This is a genomic window from Oryzomonas japonica (assembly GCF_008802365.1).
Taxonomy (GTDB): Bacteria; Desulfobacterota; Desulfuromonadia; order Geobacterales; family Pseudopelobacteraceae; genus Oryzomonas; species Oryzomonas japonica.
In genome coordinates this window covers 666,596-681,932 of sequence record NZ_VZQZ01000001.1, presented here as the reverse complement: position 1 = coordinate 681,932, position 15,337 = coordinate 666,596, and the positions used below count along the sequence as shown (strand labels likewise).

The following is a 15,337-nucleotide window of genomic DNA, read 5'->3' as shown; positions in this document are numbered from 1 at the left end:
GAATGAAAATAGATCCCTACATAGATTTCCAATCGGTTACCAAGTCATTCCAAGGCAGTAATAATCGCGACGACGGTGCAGCCAGCCTGCAGGCTATCGAAAAATTCTCTATTCAGGTTTCACGTGGTGAATTCGTCGTGATTCTCGGCCCGAGCGGATGTGGAAAAAGTACGATCCTGAATCTCCTGGCCGGATTTGACCGCCCCTCTTCGGGAAAGGTGCTGTGTTCTGGACAACAGATTTCCGGCCCATCACATGAACGGGGAGTAGTCTTCCAGGAGGACACCCTGTTCCCTTGGCTTACGGTGCGGCAAAATATTCTTTTTGGGCCCCGTTGCCGGAATTCGCAACAGCTTCCCAATATGGATGAAACACTTGGGCTTATTGGCCTTCAAGGTTTTGAAAATTCCTTTCCGCGGGAACTTTCCGGTGGTATGAAACAGCGGGTTGCTCTTGCCAGAGTTTTGGTAAATGAACCAGAGGTTCTGCTAATGGACGAGCCGTTTGGCGCTCTGGATGCACAAACGCGCGAAGAAGTGCAGGATCTGCTGGCGACCGTGCATGCACGGCTCAAGCCGACCATCGTATTTATAACCCATGATGTGGAAGAAGCCGTCTATCTGGCTGACAGGGTTTTGGTCTTATCCGAACGTCCAGGGCGCTTAATCGCCGACATTCCGATACAGCTTGATCGACCGCGAAGTCAATCAGATCGGGAAGCCATGATATTTACCCAGCTTAAGGCTGGCCTGAGGCGGCTTCTGAGAAATAATGACAAATAGTAGCAGGGGGGGACTGCTGAGATGGTGCAGCCTTATGAACCCAATCAACTTACCCGCAATCGGAATTATCGCCCAAACAAAGGTGCCGGTTGTTTTTGCCCTTGGAAAGACGGGGTAGTGGTCCCAACCATGGCTACAGATCAGAAGAATTGTCTTGACCATGCGCTGACTTGTACTTAATATGTGAATATATGCTCACATGAGGAACCAATGTTAGAAAAAAAGAGCACGCGTATTCGCAAGGAGGAAATCGTTCGGGCCACCCTAGAGGTTATCGGCAAGGGAGGGGTGCGGGCGCTGACCATTGCCGCCATCGCTGACTCGGCCGGGATGAGTGAGGCAAATATTTACCGCCATTTTGGCGGCAAGGACGAAATTTTTTTCGCCTTGGCGGATTTTATCGGGACATCAGTCATGGGGAAGGCTGCCACAATTGCTGCCGGGAGCAAGAAGCCGCTGGAAAAGCTCGAGATCATTTTTTTCTCCCACATTTCTATTGTAGCCACGTATCCGGGGATACCGCGCTTTATGTTCTCCGAGGACACCCATCTTGGCAACCCTGACTTGGCAAAGAAGCTCGCGATGCGTATCGGGAACTATGTTGAGACCCTTTCGGGGGTCATTGCCGCGGGGATTGATGAAGGCGAATTGAAGCAGGGACTTTCCCCAAGGGAAACGGCCCTGACGTTTCTCGGCATGATCCAGTTCACTGCGCTGCGTTGGACTATCAACGGCACATCATTTGACATCAGGGGTGAGGCGCAGAAGCTCTGGGGTAATTTTTTGCATCTGGCGCGGTGATTTTTTTGCCCTTTATGTGAGTAAATAGTCACATAGTATATTACTTGTTGCATGTAGGTGCCGATCATGAATTTTCTTATCCGTAGTCTGTTCGTACTCATGCTTTCTGCCCAGTCGCTTTACGCCGCCACGCCACTGACACTTGAAGAGGCGCTGGCCACGGCTTTGAAAAGCCACCCCCTGCTGGTCGAAGCCAAGGAAAATCTCCAAGGCGCCGAAGCCAGAAGCGGACAAGCGCTGGCCAATTATTACCCGCAGATCAGTATTGCCGCCGACTGGACCAAAGGACGAACCTTCCTGACTCCCACGGAAAGCATAAAGGCTACGGAAGCCCACACCGATGCGCTGTATCTCAAGCAGACCATCTACGATTTCGGCCGCACCTCGGGGGCGGTCGAGGCGGCTCGGTACAATCGCGACGCACTGGACAAAACGCTCACCCTGACCAGGCAGGATCTGGCGTTGCGCGTCAGGAACGCCTTCTACCTGCTGCTGGCCGCGGAAAAACAGGTCGTTGCCGTCGGGGAAACTGTGCAGGCGCGGACGGCAGTCTATCAACAGTCGCAGGAATTCTTCAACCAGGGGATCAGGGCAAAGGTCGACGTTGCCAGGGCCGAAGCCAATCTTTACTCCGCAAGGACCGCTTTGATCCGCGCGGAGAACAACCGGGAGATCGCGCGGGTTGAGCTTGCCAACGCCATGGGGATACCTGCCTTGGGAGAACGTCCCTTGGCCGAACCTGCTCCTGCTTCGCTCGCCGAACCGGAACGGGGGCTGGCTCTGCAAGAAGCCGTGCGCAACCGAGCCGAACTGCACCAATTGACGGCCCTGAGATCTGCCGCGTCCGCCAATCTCAAGACCGCCAAGAGCAGTTATCTGCCGATCCTCTCCGGGACGGCCAGCATTGGTTATGCCGACCGCGACTTCCCACCGGCCGGCAATGTCTGGGGGGTGGGGCTTAATCTGACCATACCGCTTTTCTCCGGCTTCATGTCGGTCGAACAGGTGCGGGAAGCTAACGCAAACATCAATGCCATAGAGGCCAGAAACAACAATCTCAAACTGCAAATCACCAAAGAGGTTGAATCTGCCTGGCTCAGCGTGAGAGAGGCATCAGCCCGCATGGCCTCGACGGAGAAGGAAGTCGAGGCGACCAAAGAGAATCAGACCCTGGCAGAAGGCCGCTATCATGAAGGTGTCGGCACCATTATCGAAGTCACCGACGCTCAATCCCTGGCACTTGATGCGCAGACAGCCCAGATCCAGGCTATGTATGATTACTTCACCGCGATGGCGCAGCTTGACCGGGCAATGGGCAAAGAGTGAGAAGAAGCCGTTGAGGAGTGACGAATGGAACTGCTGAAAACCATCTCAAGAAGAAAAAAATATCTTATCTGGCTCGTGGTCCTGATAGCCATTGGCGTCGTGCTCAGGATGACGGTCCTTGCCCCACAGCCGGTCAAGATCGTAAAGGCCGAGAAGCGGGACCTCACCGCCCAAGTCTATGGCAACGGCACGGTCGAGGCCAAGGTGGTGGTTGGTGTCTCCAGCAAGATCACCGGCAGGATCGTTGAACTCTATGCCGACCAGGGTGATCGGGTGAAACGGGGTCAACTCCTTGCCAGGCTGGAGAACGACGATTTTCTCCACCAGGAACGGCAGTCTGCAGCTGGACTTAACAAGTCAGCCGCTAACCTGAACGTGGAACTGGCCACTCTCCAAAAGGCCAAAGCGAACCTGGTCCTGGCTGAAAAAAACGCCCAGCGGTTCAAGGTGCTGGCGGAGAAAAACCTTGTTGCCAAGCTGGAGGCCGAACAGTATGACACCGCCAGCCAAGTTGCCAGGGAAGAGGTTGCCAGGTGTCAGGCGGCACTCGGCGCGGCTCGGATGGAACAGCGGGCCAACCGTGCCAACCTTGGCTTTGCCAAGAGCAAGGTCGTCGAAACCCTCATCTACGCCCCCCAGGGTGGGGTTATTATCACCCGAGATCTGGAAAAGGGTGCCACGGTCACACCGGGGCTGTCGGTCTTTACCCTTGCCGATCCCGCAACCATATGGGTCAAGGCCAACGTGGACGAATCGCAACTCAAAGGGGTTGCCGTTGGCAAGAAAGCCCTTATCACCCTGCGCTCCTCGGCCAATGAACCGTTCCTCGGCCAGGTCGCCCGTCTGGGGCACCAGAGCGACCGGGTTACCGAAGAACTGGAGGTGGACGTAGCCTTCACCCCACCACTCAAAAACTTCCGCTTGGGAGAACAGTCCGACGTTTACATCGTCACCGGAATGAAGAAGGATGTCCTGGCCCTCCCTTCCTCAGCTCTTGCCTCCAGGGACAAGAAACGCGGCGTCTGGGTGGTTGCCAACGGGAAGCTCGCATTCAGGGAAGTGACTATTGGCATAGAGGATCGGCGCAATTTCACCGAAATCGTAACGGGGCTCGATGGCAGCGAACGTATTGCCGTTGCGCCACCCTCTGAGATGGCAAAATTCAAGAGCGGCATGAAGGTCCGCGTGAAGAAATGAATCTCGCCATTCGGGACATACGCTATCACCGGGGCAGGTTCATTCTGACTTCCATCGGCCTGGGGCTTCTCCTCGGAGTGGTCATGAGCATGGGCGGCATCTACCGGGGGCTTTTTGCCGACGCCCTTGCCGTTCTTGAATTCACCAAAGCCGATATCTGGGTGGTGCAGCAGGACACCAACGGACCGTTTGCCGAGAACTCCCGTATCCCGGAGGACATCAAGTACCGTATCAAGGCGGTGCCGGGCGTGGCGGAAGCCTCCCCGCTCTCCTTCCAGACCATCCAGATCGAGCGCCTGGGCAAACCATTCCGCTTCTTCCTGATCGGCTACGACCTGAACGGTTTCGGCGGCCCGCCACTGATCGTTGCCGGACGGAACATCCGACAGAAACGCTATGAGATGGTGGTTGCCAAGGCGATGAAGATGGAGATCGGCGAGAAGATACACTTGGGGCTCCACGACTACACGGTCGTAGGGATCACCGGCAAGGTGGTTTCGTCCGGCGGCGACCCGGCGGCGTATGTGAGTCTTGCAGACGCCCAGGATATCCAGTTCAAAAAGGACAACGACGCCATCAGGAACGACCGGGAGCGGATCGGAGCGAACCTGGCAGGAGTCCAATCCCTTTCCCCGGCGCAGGCAAAATTTCTGAAGCAGAACATAGCCGGTATCACGGAATCGACACATACCGTGAACACTGTCGTTGCCCGGCTGGCGCCGGGAGCGGACATCAAGGCCGTGCAGGAACGCATCAGGCGCTGGAACCATTTTCGGCCAATTTCGGTGGAAGAACAGACCAAAATCCTGACCAAGGGGATGATCGAGAAGGCCAGGATGCAGTTGGGGCTGTTCCGTATCATCCTGCTCGTCATCTCGGCGGTCATCATCTCGCTGATTATCTATACCTCGACCCTCGACAAGATCAAGGTCATCGCCACCCTCAAGCTGATCGGCTCCCAGAACCGGGTGATAATCGGCATGATCCTCCAGCAGTCGCTCCTGATGGGGGCCATCGCATATGGCATCGGCTATGCCTTGATCCTCTTGACCTATGAAAATTTTCCCCGCCGGATTGTCCTGGAGTCATTCGACCTGCAAGCCCTCTTTGTCATCGTCATGGCAATCTGTATGATATCGAGTTTTGTCGGCATTCGGAAGGCGCTCAAGGTAGAGCCGGCGGAAGCATTGGGTGGTTAAGCACATGTACGCTATTGAAGTGGACAAATTGACGAAGATCTACGGCAAAGGCGAGACGGCGGTAACCGCCATCGCAGATGCCACATTTCAGGTCAGCCCAGGGGAACTGGTCGCCATTCTCGGTCCTTCCGGCTCTGGGAAAACTACCCTGCTGACCTCTATCGGCTTGATCAATGAGCCGACCCATGGCAAGGTGGTCATTGACGGTGCGACCGTCGCTGATGAGGGGTGGCTGCCGGGCATTGACCTGAAACGGCTGCGTCGGGAAAAACTGGGTTTCATCTTCCAGGCCCACAACCTGATCCCCTTTCTCACTGCCGTGGAAAACGTTATGATAGCCTTGGAGATCAACCACCTTCCGAAGACTGAAGCCAAAAAACGTGCTGCCGAACTCCTCGACTCGCTCAATCTCGGGCACCGGCTTGGCAACTATCCCACAGCCCTTTCCGGTGGCGAGGCGCAACGGGTCGCCATAGCCCGGGCTTTGGCCAACAGGCCCAAGGTGATTCTGGCCGACGAGCCGACTGCTGCTCTGGATACCGAGAATGGGAAAAATGTCATGACCCTATTGAAAAAACTGGCAGTGGAAAATCACTCTGCCATTTTGGTCGTTACCCATGATCATCGCATGGTGGAGGGGTTCGATCGCATTTTCCATGTCAATGACGGTCGGATTACCGGAGAAAAAAGCAACTAAGATTTAGGAATGCAGCGTATAATTAGTAAAATACCCCCCGCCTTAGAGTTTTTCCCGTTGGGTGAAGTAACTTCCTCTTCAAATTAGTTAGTTGTTCAATAAAATTAGGTGCTACAGATAACATACCCAAACGGCTGCACTTGGTTATAATGGCATACAAAGTTATCCACTCGTTTCTCAAAGTGAAAGTGTCCGAAATGCCAGGAGCCGAACTCCAGCCGCTCATATATCTCCTGTAGGATTATTCCAGTCGGATCTGACGGCAGCGAACCATGCAAAAAATGAGCAAGTCTACTCTGTGGGCAGGTGTGGCTGATCACGTAGTCCACCTTCCAGCCGATGCGATCCAGGTTTCGGCAGGCGTTCTCGAAGTCCTCCCGGCTGGGAATCTCTTCCGGCCACCAGTCTATGCCCTCGGTCCTGCCCGGGTTCCATTCCTTGCCGCTCCCCCAGGCGCCCATAGAGTTCGGGGGATAGATCCACCCAGGCTCCTTATCGTGGCTCATGGCCCCGCCGAAGGCGAGTAAGGTTGCACCTTCGATGGTGTACACCTCGCCCCGCTTCAGATAATAGACGTGGTCCCTGATCCGGTAGGCTTTGCCGCCGAAGATATCCACCAAGGGGAATTCGCCGCCGAAGAGGCGGGCGAAGTTCTCGTGGTTGCCGTCCACGGCCAGCCAGAGAAAGCGTTGGCGTAGTTGGGACTCAAGGAAGAAATCTTCTCGGCGATGGTGTTTTTCGTTGGTGTGATAGTCATGATACCAGACGCCACCCAGGTCCCCCAGGGAGATGACTATGTCGCCCCGGTTCCCTTCCTTGAAGCGGGAAGACGAGATGTGCCAAGCGGTCTCGCCGCCGTGAAGGTCACCAGTTATCCAGATCATTTGTCAACCTCTCAGGAGCTTACAAAAACCATTGCGAGAGGGCATCCATGGCCCTTTGTAGCCGCTCCTTTTCCTCCTTGGTAATCTCTTGGGCGTCTGGATCATCGGCCACGTCCTCAAGAGACTCGGTGGCCTGATTTGAAAGTTGGTCTGGGTCCACAACATGACTATTCGTAATTTTATTCCGCAGGCACCAGTAATACCACGTGTGCAATCCATCAGGGCTACCATCCCCCTGGCATCCATCAAGTCTGTAAACTCGGCCGCTTCGCGTCACCCCAATCATCTTTTCAGCATCGAATTCCATAATAGCGGATGACACTCTTCCCTCGCGGCCATAAACGTTATAGCCCACAAAATGACGGGTTTTCTGAGGCCACAGTGCTGATGAAACCTCAAAAATCGTCCAATCGGTAAGTGTAACTTCGGGGTCGGCACTAATAGGTTTTACTCGCCAGATTAGCATTCCTAGACTCCTCTCATGTTGTGGCTGCGAATTAAGCCAAGCCATCGCAGTGCTATTTCACTCCCAATCTCGCAAATTCCTCGCTCTCAGTGTTGAAAACCCACCAACCGTCCTCAATATGTATGTTGATGTGATTAACCTTCCTCATTGGCCCCTCGGTCTTCGTATGGCCGAAGATCTGCTTTATTCTCGAGTCAGGAGGGCGCTGTGGTTCCCATTGGGGGTCATACCAAAATATTCCGCCGTAGGTATCAGAACCGCCCCTAGTCCAGTCGGTGAAGAACAACGGCCCCACTCCATACAACCCAACTGGGCGCTCACTGAAGCGTCTCCGAGGTATGGCAAACTCCTTCGCGAATTCAGCATTCAGCCACGAAGAGATCGCCACGGGGTCACTGGTCTCCCAAGGGCAATCGGGCATATCTGCGGCAAGAGCGGTAGACGCTCCGGCATGGGTGCAGAGCCAGCCATCGGCGGCGTACGCGGCCGTGATTTGTTTTTTCTCGCGGGCGATATGATAGCGGGACTCAAAAATGTCTCGGCAATAGAGCGCTCCGTTTTCGTTGTACACTCGAGTGAGGTAATCATTGCCGTCTGTCCAGCGCGGGATTTCCGGGGCATTGATGAAGCCATGCCGCGTAAAACATCCCCAGGGACGCTCAGGCGTGTACGCCAGGTCGTGGTTCCCCCACAATAGAACCGCATCGGAGTTGATCAACAACTCCAGGCATGCCAGTTCATCTTCAAACGTGACCTTTGGATCCCGAGAATCGACAAAATCTCCAAGCGCTACGTGCTCCACATTCCGCTTGTAGTCCAGGAAAGCCCGGGCCATGGCGAGGTCCCCATGTATGTCTCCGATTATGATGGCCATCACGGCATCCCCATGACATGCAGAAATAGCGTTAACGCACCAACTGACCGTGCAAAGGCAAACCAGTACACAGCTGATTTCACCAACTCTTCCGGGTCATGTTTTTTCCGCACGGCCGCTGCCAGACAGAAAATCACCACACCGATCCCGGCAGAAATACCAGCAGTCCAGTATAAAGACTGTCCTCAGATAGGGTCCCAGCATGAGAATCGGGATACTGATTGTAAAACCTCGACCAGGCATAACCCCTCAATCAAAACACAGGATGCGCTCAATCCGCGGCTGACCATACTCTGCCCCGGCGGTGTGCACTTTTAGGTTTGGCAGTATTTCGGCGTACCCAGGGCTATGAGTATGGCCGCAGTAAACTACGAAATCAACAGCAGGGAAGTTTTGCGCGTACTCCCGCAGCACCTCTCCCGTGGCCTTGCAACCGAAGTGCGGGAGGAAATTGGCGTCCGAAAGATTTCCCTCGTGCCAGCACGCCTCGGCGAATGGGGGCACATGCAGGGCAACAATGACACTTTTATACTGCCGAACTCCGACGGCTTCCCGAAGTTGTTCCTTTAAATACGCAGCCGCCTCGTCCCCCAGTTTGTGCTGAACTTCCAACCGGAGTTCCTTCGATGGCTGCCGCAATTCCTCTATCTGGTAATAATCATTAAGCATCACATCAGAATCGTTTGGATTTCCAAGGCGACCATCAGCCAGTCCTTCGTGGCCAATCAGGCAGATATCGGGAGTGAGTTCGACCACGCCGGAACGCGACAGCCAAAAGAGGTTCTCTCTCGCTTTTACGCCCCCACCCACCTCAAAATTTACCTGATGAATCGAGGACCCGTAGTAGTCGTGGTTCCCAAGGATGAAATAAATCGGCATCTTGAGACCATCCGCCAAGTAATCCAGGTATTGGTAGAGGTGCTTTGAGGACGCTAGATCACCTGTTATCATTACTGCGTCGACGCCGGACAAGCGGATAGCGTTGCAAAGTTCCTCGACAGCACTTCTACCGACAAAATTCAAATGCACGTCTGTAAGCCAGGCTAATTTCATTGGCTAACCATCTTTCGCAAAAGCGTTACTGAACTCAAGATTTGAAATGTTGATACGACGAAAAGTGGTAAGGAATGGACAAGGGAAGACAAATACCAAGGAGAAGGGGAAATAAGTAAGAACGGCCTCTGATGAGAAAATCCATTTATCATCTCTCGATGCCCCTATGAAGTTTTCCAGCACTCAACGGTTCTATTTGTAAAGATATTAGCAAGCGTGGCGGGATTATAATTTATTTCAGTCCGGCGGCAGACAATCTCCAAGCCAATCTCAATTCGATATTCGGCCATTCTGATATACAGCTCATCAAATGTCATTGACAAGCTTTCCTGAGCATGTTTTTCAAACAGAATACTTAAAACTGCTGCAAGAGAACACGCAGGGCTTTCCTCTTCAGCATCATCATCACTCCCATAATCAAGGGCGCTCAACTCTCCATCAAGGTACTCAATCCAGCCATCGGGAAGATTGGCTGGAAGGCACGCATCAGCCCCCATGTCTAACACTTCTCTTTTAAAGGCTTTGAGAGCTGAATTTCTATCCATAAACCTTCTCGCGATAATTAGCTGATCGGCCAAATATCTTCATACAGATTTATTCAAAAGAATATAATTAGTCAATATAATTTAGCCTATCGACTGTGTTGCAATACAAATATTTTGCTTATGTTGCAACACCATGGATCAAAAAGAATTTCAGATGGTGGTGGGTCGTCAAGTCCGACTGCATCGGAAGTCGCAAGGTCTCTCGCAAGAAAGGCTTGCAGAACTCGCTGACGTTCACCACACATATATCAGCAATATCGAGCGAGGCAAGGTGACGGCATCCGCCTATAGCTTCTACAAAATTGCCCAGGCGCTTGGGATAAAGTTCGTTGATTTGTTTGGTTTGCTTGATAGTGCAGAAGATCTTGATTTTGAAATTGAGTTAGTAGAGATCATGGGAAAAATACGACAGATGGATGATGTGCAGCGTGGCCTCTACCTGGCAGCCATAAAAGGTATGCTCCCAAAGTAAAGAAAGCCCTGAGCGCCATTAAACTACGCTGACATTCTCATTGAGCCCTTCTCGCCTAACAACACCTCTCTTCTCAAATGAGAATAGCTACACAAAACCCGCACGTCATATACACTAAAATGTTAGAAAATGCACGATTGAGGTAAAAATAGTTACATTTAATTACATCAATGATTTTGTCGACGGGTGGACAAAAAGTGGGCTTATTTTTTGTCAAAAACTGAATCACTTCTAGTTTTGTCATTTTATTACATAGAGGATCTGTATGGAGACTTAGAGTTCAATAATATCAGCTAAATTGAAATTTTTCTGCGCCCTACCCTGACGATATATGATGAGTAAAGTTTAGCGATCAGGGGGTGCCCCTCCTCGATGCCGACCTGGTAAACGCGGTTCTCGTAACTATTCAGGGCAAGGGTGCGGCAATCGCAGCGAAACCCCTGGCTCTCAACAGCATCCATGATGAAGCCGGGGATAAGGGTCTGGAAAGGATGGGGGCATTCAGGCATCGTGAGTGGTTCTCCATGGCGATTCGGATTGCAGGAAAGGGATCGGAATCACCATACCATCAATCACGGCTACAACCAAGGGGAAGCACGCAACACTAGTTGGCTGCGGGAGAAGGTGGGAGCTTCGGCAGGTCATTGCCGGAGATCGGCTGCGGCGCTACCGCCTCCCGGGAAGGAAGGGGTGGCGGTTTGCGCAGGGTCTGGCGGGATACGCGCACATAGGGGACGAACTTGACGACCTTTTTCTCCCCTCTGCCCTGCTGTGCGGATTCGACCAGACCGTTTATCTGGTCCAGCATAACCGCTTTCATCTTGTTGTCCACCGGTTGGGACTCTTTATGATGTTCCAGTTGCTTTAAATGGCTGAATACCTTCTTGGCATAAACTTCGCTTTTTTCCGGCGTCTGGCTGTTGTAGCAACCGATGGCCTTCCAGTTATAGCCGTACTTGTTTATGCAGCTGGCCAGTATCCATGCGCCTGTCTTCGTATTGTAGCAGGCATCCCCGAGATAGTTCCATCGCGCCTCGCCGAGTACCGGTTTCCAGATGGTGTTGATCTGCATCAACCCGATGTCAAAGGTGCCGTTACTGTTTTTGTTGATCGTTTCAGGCACGAAATTCGACTCAACCTTGGCAATGGCCCTCAGGACCAGGGGGTTGATGCCATACATCTCTCCGGCCTCATCGAAGCAGAACGGGTAGGCTTCCCGCCATGTAACGCAGACAACAACAAGCGCCAGAAGGCACGCCGTTTTCAGATTTTTCGTCGTCATGGCACCATACTCCGAAAGAACGGGAAATCGCTGATGCATCTACCGGCGCATCATGCCGGAGCAGGCAGGAAAGAAACACTGCGGGACGCTTCCAGCACCCTCCCAAGCTCTGTGAACTGCTGTTCGCCCATGCCGAGCCGGGCCGCCTCGGGGAATTCCACAAGCGGCCGGTCCGGTCCGACGCTCAGGCTTAAGCCGCAGGTTCTGGTAGCCGCGTTCACAAGCCGGACAATAACAAGAACCATATCATCGGGATCAAAATGCTCGCCGGAATGTTTATCAACGGCAGCACGGTAGACGGCGGGCATGCTCCAATGCTCCATCAGGCGGGTCCCCTGTTCCACATGCAATTCGCCGAAAATTTCCAACAACAGCTCCCGTTCCAGCGCGGCTAGGGCAACCCCTGTGTTGGTTATCCGCTCCAGGGCCTTGATCAGATACAACTTGCCCACATCGTGGAGCAAACCCGCCAGATAGGCCTGCTCCGCCAAACCGCGGTGGCCGGTGTTCATGGCCACCCAGCGGCAGCCGACGGCGCAGCCGTGGGAGTGGAGCCACAACTCCTGCATGATGGCATTGACCGTACCGTTGTGCGAGGCATGGAGCGCCGCCTGGGAGGCCGCCATGGCCAGGTTGGAAACGTGATGCGCCCCCAGCCGGATAAGGGCATCCTTGATCGTTTCCACCTTGACCCGCCCACTGTAACTGGACGAATTCGCCATATTCAGGATCTGGCCGGCAAGGGCCTGGTCGTCGTTGGCGGTGCTCGCCAATTCATCGATGGTGAAATTGCAATCGGAGAGCAGATGGATCAGTTTGAGGGCTATGGGATGGAAGACCGGCAGATCAATAGGTTGTATCGACAGAAGCCGCCGGATCGTCAGCGAAATAGGCATTCATCAATCCTTGGGAGCAGACCGGCCAAAGCCGGCCATGCGTATCATGCAATTTCCGCAACCGCTACATCACATATGATTCCGTGTGCCGACCGGCAGCGCCCGGCTCCTTATGGGCAGCCTTATCGGCAGACATCCGCAGACCCGCTTCCTGAAAGAGGTTATCGATTCCGGTGGCGCGGTTGTGGCGCCGCCGAGGGGGAGGTACGCCTTCGCTCCGCATGCGCAGCTGGGAATCATATAGTCGACAGCCGAAAAAAGCAAGAAAGGTGAACACCCCTGCCATGGTTACATTCCATGGGAATTACGGTTTTGCCCAAGAGCACGCCGGAGTGCATCTATTTGTTGTCTCAGCCATCAATTCTGCTAGAATACAATCTTTTCAAATCCATGAGCGTCGAAAGGAAAACCATGCGCAGATTATTCTTGGCCATGCTTGTCACCCTGATTGCCATCCCGGCTTTTGCTGCCGAAGCTCCGCAAACTGAAGATCAAAAGACCCTGTATGCCATTGGCCTCATCGTCGCCCGCCAATTGTCCGTATTCAATCTCACCCCGGCAGAACTCGATCTGGTGAAGCAAGGGCTGGTGGACGGTACAACGGGGGCAAAACCTCTCGTGGATGTGGATGCCTATCAGAAGAAGACCCAGGAACTGGCCACCGCACGCCGCAACGCCCGGGGAGAGAAGCAGGCCGCCGCAGCTCAGGAGTTCCTCGCCAAGGCGGCCAAGGAAAAGGGAGCCGTCACGACCAAGACCGGCATAGTCTACCAGCCCTTGCGGGAAGGTAATGGCGCTTCCCCGGCGGCCAGCGACAAGGTCAAGGTGCATTATCGCGGTACGCTGATCGACGGGACGGAGTTCGACAGTTCCTACAAACGCGGCGAGCCCGCCGAGTTCCCCCTCAGCGGGGTGATCGCCTGCTGGACCGAAGGGGTGCAGATGATGAAAACGGGCGGCAAGGCCAAACTGGTCTGCCCGGCGGCAACCGCCTACGGTGAACGGGGCGCCGGCCCCATTCCGGCCAACGCAGCGTTGGTCTTCGAGATAGAACTGCTCGGCGTGACGAAGTAAGCCGCCTTCAACCGAAAACGGATGCGGACGGCCGTGTTCCGCACGCAGTCCGCATCCGTCGTTTGTCCTGCCTTTTTATGGGGTTTTGAGGAGGATCATGGGTTTTCTTCCCCCTCATGATCGTCGTTGATAAAATCCGCAAAGTCGATCGCATCCCTCACCTTGGCCAGGAGCCTCTTCGGCCACCTGTCAATCGGGATTCTGGTCAGTATCTTGGCCTCCTCAAACGTCAAATCCACATCACCGGGCAGCTTGTCGGCAAGTTCCGCCGCCCAGCGTGTCTCCTCCGCTGTCAATGCTGCTACCAGCAGTGCCTTATCGGCCTTTGTCATAGGGTCCTCTCGGGGTGTTATTCTGATTTCACCGCAAGCCTACAAGGAAATTTCCGGGGATACAACCCCTATTTCCCGACGCCTTTCCGTATCCGAAAAATGTACCCCAGGAGCCGATTGATTTTTCCATCATCGTGATAAACTTCTTTCAAAGGCCATCCGGTCTCTCAACTCACATTGCACGACAACCACATCAGTAAAAGGAGATATCATGGACTTGCAACTTAACGGTAAAAAGGCGCTCGTCTCCGGCTCGACCAAGGGGATCGGCCTCGCCATAGCCACGGCACTGGCGCGGGAAGGAGCCCGCGTGGTCATCAACGGGCGTGACGACGACTCCCTGGCGGCGGCACAGGAACGGATCAAAAGCGCCCTGCCGAATGCGTCGGTGGAAGGTTTTAACGGTGACCTCTCCCAAGCCGGAGAGGTTGACAGGCTGCGCCAGCGGGTGCCCTCGTTGGATATCCTGGTGAACAACCTGGGAATCTACGAACCAAAGCCTTTCGAGGAGATTTCCGACGAAGAGTGGCGGCGCTTTTTCGAGGTCAACGTATTGAGCGGTATCCGTCTCGCCAGGGCGTATCTCCCGGGCATGAAGGAACAGAATTGGGGACGCATCCTCTTCATCAGCAGCGAGAGCGGCATCCAAATCCCCGCCGAGATGATCCATTACGGAATGACCAAGACCGCACAGCTGGCGGTTTCGCGCGGTCTTGCCGAGACATGTGCCGGCACGCGGGTTACGGTCAATGCGATCCTGCCGGGCCCGACCCACACGGCAGGCGTGGATGGTTTCGTAGCAAAACTGAGCGGCGGGAAATCCTTTGCCGATTTCGAAAAGGAGTTTTTCCAAACCGTGCGCCCGGCCTCGCTCCTCAAGCGCTTCGCTACCCCGGAAGAGGTTGCCAATCTGGCCGTCTACGTGTGCAGCACCCTCTCGTCCGCCACCAATGGCGCGGCCCTGCGGGTTGATGGCGGCGTGGTTCGGGCATGCTTCTAAGAGTCTGCTAGCCGATGAAGCGGGCCCCGAAAGTGGAGCAGATACAAAAAGGCCGGCACCCCACCCGGGGTGCCGGCCTTTCGCTTTTGCAGCATGCCGATCATGCCCCCCCTCCCCTTTCCAGAAAGTGGAGGCCGACCCTGGGGAAATTCAAACGGGCAACCGTACTGTTATATTCGCCGGGGGACATGACCGGATCTCCGCACAACACCAGGCTACAGCGGTCCCCCTCATGCAGCCGCCCCAGCAGGGAGCGGCTCATCTTGATCAGGGCGCCGGAGAACGAGAGATTTTCGAGGATACATCCGTACGTTGCCCCATCGTGGTACAGAGAGCATTTTGTGAAGCACCCCACCCTATGGCTGTTCCTCTTTTCCCCCATGATATCCGCCCCCTCTTGCTACATAGCCAGTGGGAATACCAAGCATACTTAACTGTTTTTAATGCTACCGCGTAA

General features: G+C 54.2%; 18 protein-coding genes and 1 pseudogene. 9 read left to right on the top strand and 10 right to left on the bottom strand.

From position 1 onward, the window contains the following. Positions 1–2: 2 nt before the first annotated feature. The 6 genes from F6V25_RS03160 to F6V25_RS03135 all read left to right on the top strand — a co-directional run bounded on the left by F6V25_RS03160 (position 3) and on the right by F6V25_RS03135 (position 6,002). Entirely contained in the window at positions 3–782 is a 780-nt protein-coding gene (locus tag F6V25_RS03160) for an ABC transporter ATP-binding protein (protein ID WP_151127135.1), read from the top strand. Between the two features lie 210 nt (positions 783–992). Further along, positions 993–1,583, top strand: a complete 591-nt coding sequence (locus F6V25_RS03155; protein WP_151127133.1) for a TetR/AcrR family transcriptional regulator — start codon at positions 993–995, stop codon at positions 1,581–1,583. Between the two features lie 66 nt (positions 1,584–1,649). Then, positions 1,650–2,909, top strand: coding sequence for a TolC family protein (locus tag F6V25_RS03150; RefSeq protein WP_151127131.1), 1,260 nt, complete (start codon positions 1,650–1,652; stop codon positions 2,907–2,909). 24 nt (positions 2,910–2,933) lie between these two features. Continuing rightward, positions 2,934–4,106, top strand: coding sequence for an efflux RND transporter periplasmic adaptor subunit (locus tag F6V25_RS03145; RefSeq protein ID WP_151127129.1), 1,173 nt, complete (start codon positions 2,934–2,936; stop codon positions 4,104–4,106). Further along, positions 4,103–5,305 (top strand): ABC transporter permease, encoded by a 1,203-nt coding sequence (locus F6V25_RS03140; protein ID WP_151127127.1) that lies wholly within the window; start codon positions 4,103–4,105, stop codon positions 5,303–5,305. Before F6V25_RS03145 ends, F6V25_RS03140 begins: the two co-directional genes overlap by 4 nt. A gap of 4 nt (positions 5,306–5,309) precedes the next feature. Then, a complete protein-coding gene (locus F6V25_RS03135; RefSeq protein WP_151127125.1) occupies positions 5,310–6,002 on the top strand; it encodes an ABC transporter ATP-binding protein in 693 nt (230 codons plus the stop codon). A gap of 104 nt (positions 6,003–6,106) precedes the next feature. Here F6V25_RS03135 and F6V25_RS03130 read toward each other — a convergent pair whose 3' ends face one another. The 5 genes from F6V25_RS03130 to F6V25_RS03110 all read right to left on the bottom strand — a co-directional run bounded on the left by F6V25_RS03130 (position 6,107) and on the right by F6V25_RS03110 (position 9,824). Then, positions 6,107–6,886: a metallophosphoesterase family protein gene (locus F6V25_RS03130; RefSeq protein WP_151127123.1), complete on the bottom strand. Its 780-nt coding sequence runs from the start codon at positions 6,884–6,886 to the stop codon at positions 6,107–6,109. Positions 6,887–6,905: 19 nt separating this feature from the next. Then, positions 6,906–7,352: a sigma-70 RNA polymerase sigma factor region 4 domain-containing protein gene (locus F6V25_RS03125; RefSeq protein WP_151127121.1), complete on the bottom strand. Its 447-nt coding sequence runs from the start codon at positions 7,350–7,352 to the stop codon at positions 6,906–6,908. A gap of 52 nt (positions 7,353–7,404) precedes the next feature. Next, positions 7,405–8,226 (bottom strand): metallophosphoesterase, encoded by an 822-nt coding sequence (locus F6V25_RS03120; RefSeq protein WP_151127119.1) that lies wholly within the window; start codon positions 8,224–8,226, stop codon positions 7,405–7,407. Positions 8,227–8,475: 249 nt separating this feature from the next. Further along, positions 8,476–9,279, bottom strand: a complete 804-nt coding sequence (locus F6V25_RS03115; RefSeq protein ID WP_151127117.1) for a metallophosphoesterase family protein — start codon at positions 9,277–9,279, stop codon at positions 8,476–8,478. A gap of 164 nt (positions 9,280–9,443) precedes the next feature. Then, positions 9,444–9,824, bottom strand: coding sequence for a hypothetical protein (locus F6V25_RS03110; protein WP_151127115.1), 381 nt, complete (start codon positions 9,822–9,824; stop codon positions 9,444–9,446). Between the two features lie 133 nt (positions 9,825–9,957). Here F6V25_RS03110 and F6V25_RS03105 point away from each other — a divergent pair, with 133 nt between their 5' ends. Continuing rightward, positions 9,958–10,296, top strand: coding sequence for a helix-turn-helix domain-containing protein (locus F6V25_RS03105; RefSeq protein ID WP_151127113.1), 339 nt, complete (start codon positions 9,958–9,960; stop codon positions 10,294–10,296). Between the two features lie 338 nt (positions 10,297–10,634). Here the strand turns inward: F6V25_RS03105 and F6V25_RS03100 are convergent. The 3 genes and pseudogenes from F6V25_RS03100 to F6V25_RS03090 form a co-directional block, all read right to left on the bottom strand. Next, positions 10,635–10,805 (bottom strand): annotated as a pseudogene (locus F6V25_RS03100) (stress response kinase A); the annotation flags it as partial. 95 nt (positions 10,806–10,900) lie between these two features. After that, positions 10,901–11,578 carry a lytic transglycosylase domain-containing protein gene (locus tag F6V25_RS03095; protein WP_151127111.1) on the bottom strand — a complete coding sequence of 226 codons (678 nt, stop codon included), beginning with the start codon at positions 11,576–11,578 and terminating at the stop codon, positions 10,901–10,903. Positions 11,579–11,628: 50 nt separating this feature from the next. Continuing rightward, complete coding sequence (locus F6V25_RS03090) at positions 11,629–12,474, bottom strand: HDOD domain-containing protein (protein ID WP_151127109.1); 846 nt, start codon at positions 12,472–12,474, stop codon at positions 11,629–11,631. A 411-nt stretch (positions 12,475–12,885) separates the two neighbouring features. Here F6V25_RS03090 and F6V25_RS03085 point away from each other — a divergent pair, with 411 nt between their 5' ends. After that, positions 12,886–13,548 (top strand): FKBP-type peptidyl-prolyl cis-trans isomerase, encoded by a 663-nt coding sequence (locus tag F6V25_RS03085; protein ID WP_151127107.1) that lies wholly within the window; start codon positions 12,886–12,888, stop codon positions 13,546–13,548. A gap of 95 nt (positions 13,549–13,643) precedes the next feature. Here F6V25_RS03085 and F6V25_RS03080 read toward each other — a convergent pair whose 3' ends face one another. Further along, positions 13,644–13,880, bottom strand: coding sequence for a hypothetical protein (locus F6V25_RS03080; RefSeq protein WP_151127105.1), 237 nt, complete (start codon positions 13,878–13,880; stop codon positions 13,644–13,646). Positions 13,881–14,091: 211 nt separating this feature from the next. On the opposite strand from F6V25_RS03080, the gene F6V25_RS03075 reads away from it, so the two are divergent. Beyond that, complete coding sequence (locus F6V25_RS03075; RefSeq protein ID WP_151127103.1) at positions 14,092–14,880, top strand: SDR family NAD(P)-dependent oxidoreductase; 789 nt, start codon at positions 14,092–14,094, stop codon at positions 14,878–14,880. 100 nt (positions 14,881–14,980) lie between these two features. On the opposite strand, the gene F6V25_RS03070 is transcribed toward F6V25_RS03075, so the two are convergent. After that, complete coding sequence (locus F6V25_RS03070) at positions 14,981–15,262, bottom strand: PilZ domain-containing protein (protein WP_151127101.1); 282 nt, start codon at positions 15,260–15,262, stop codon at positions 14,981–14,983. Between the last annotated feature and the right edge of the window lie 75 nt (positions 15,263–15,337).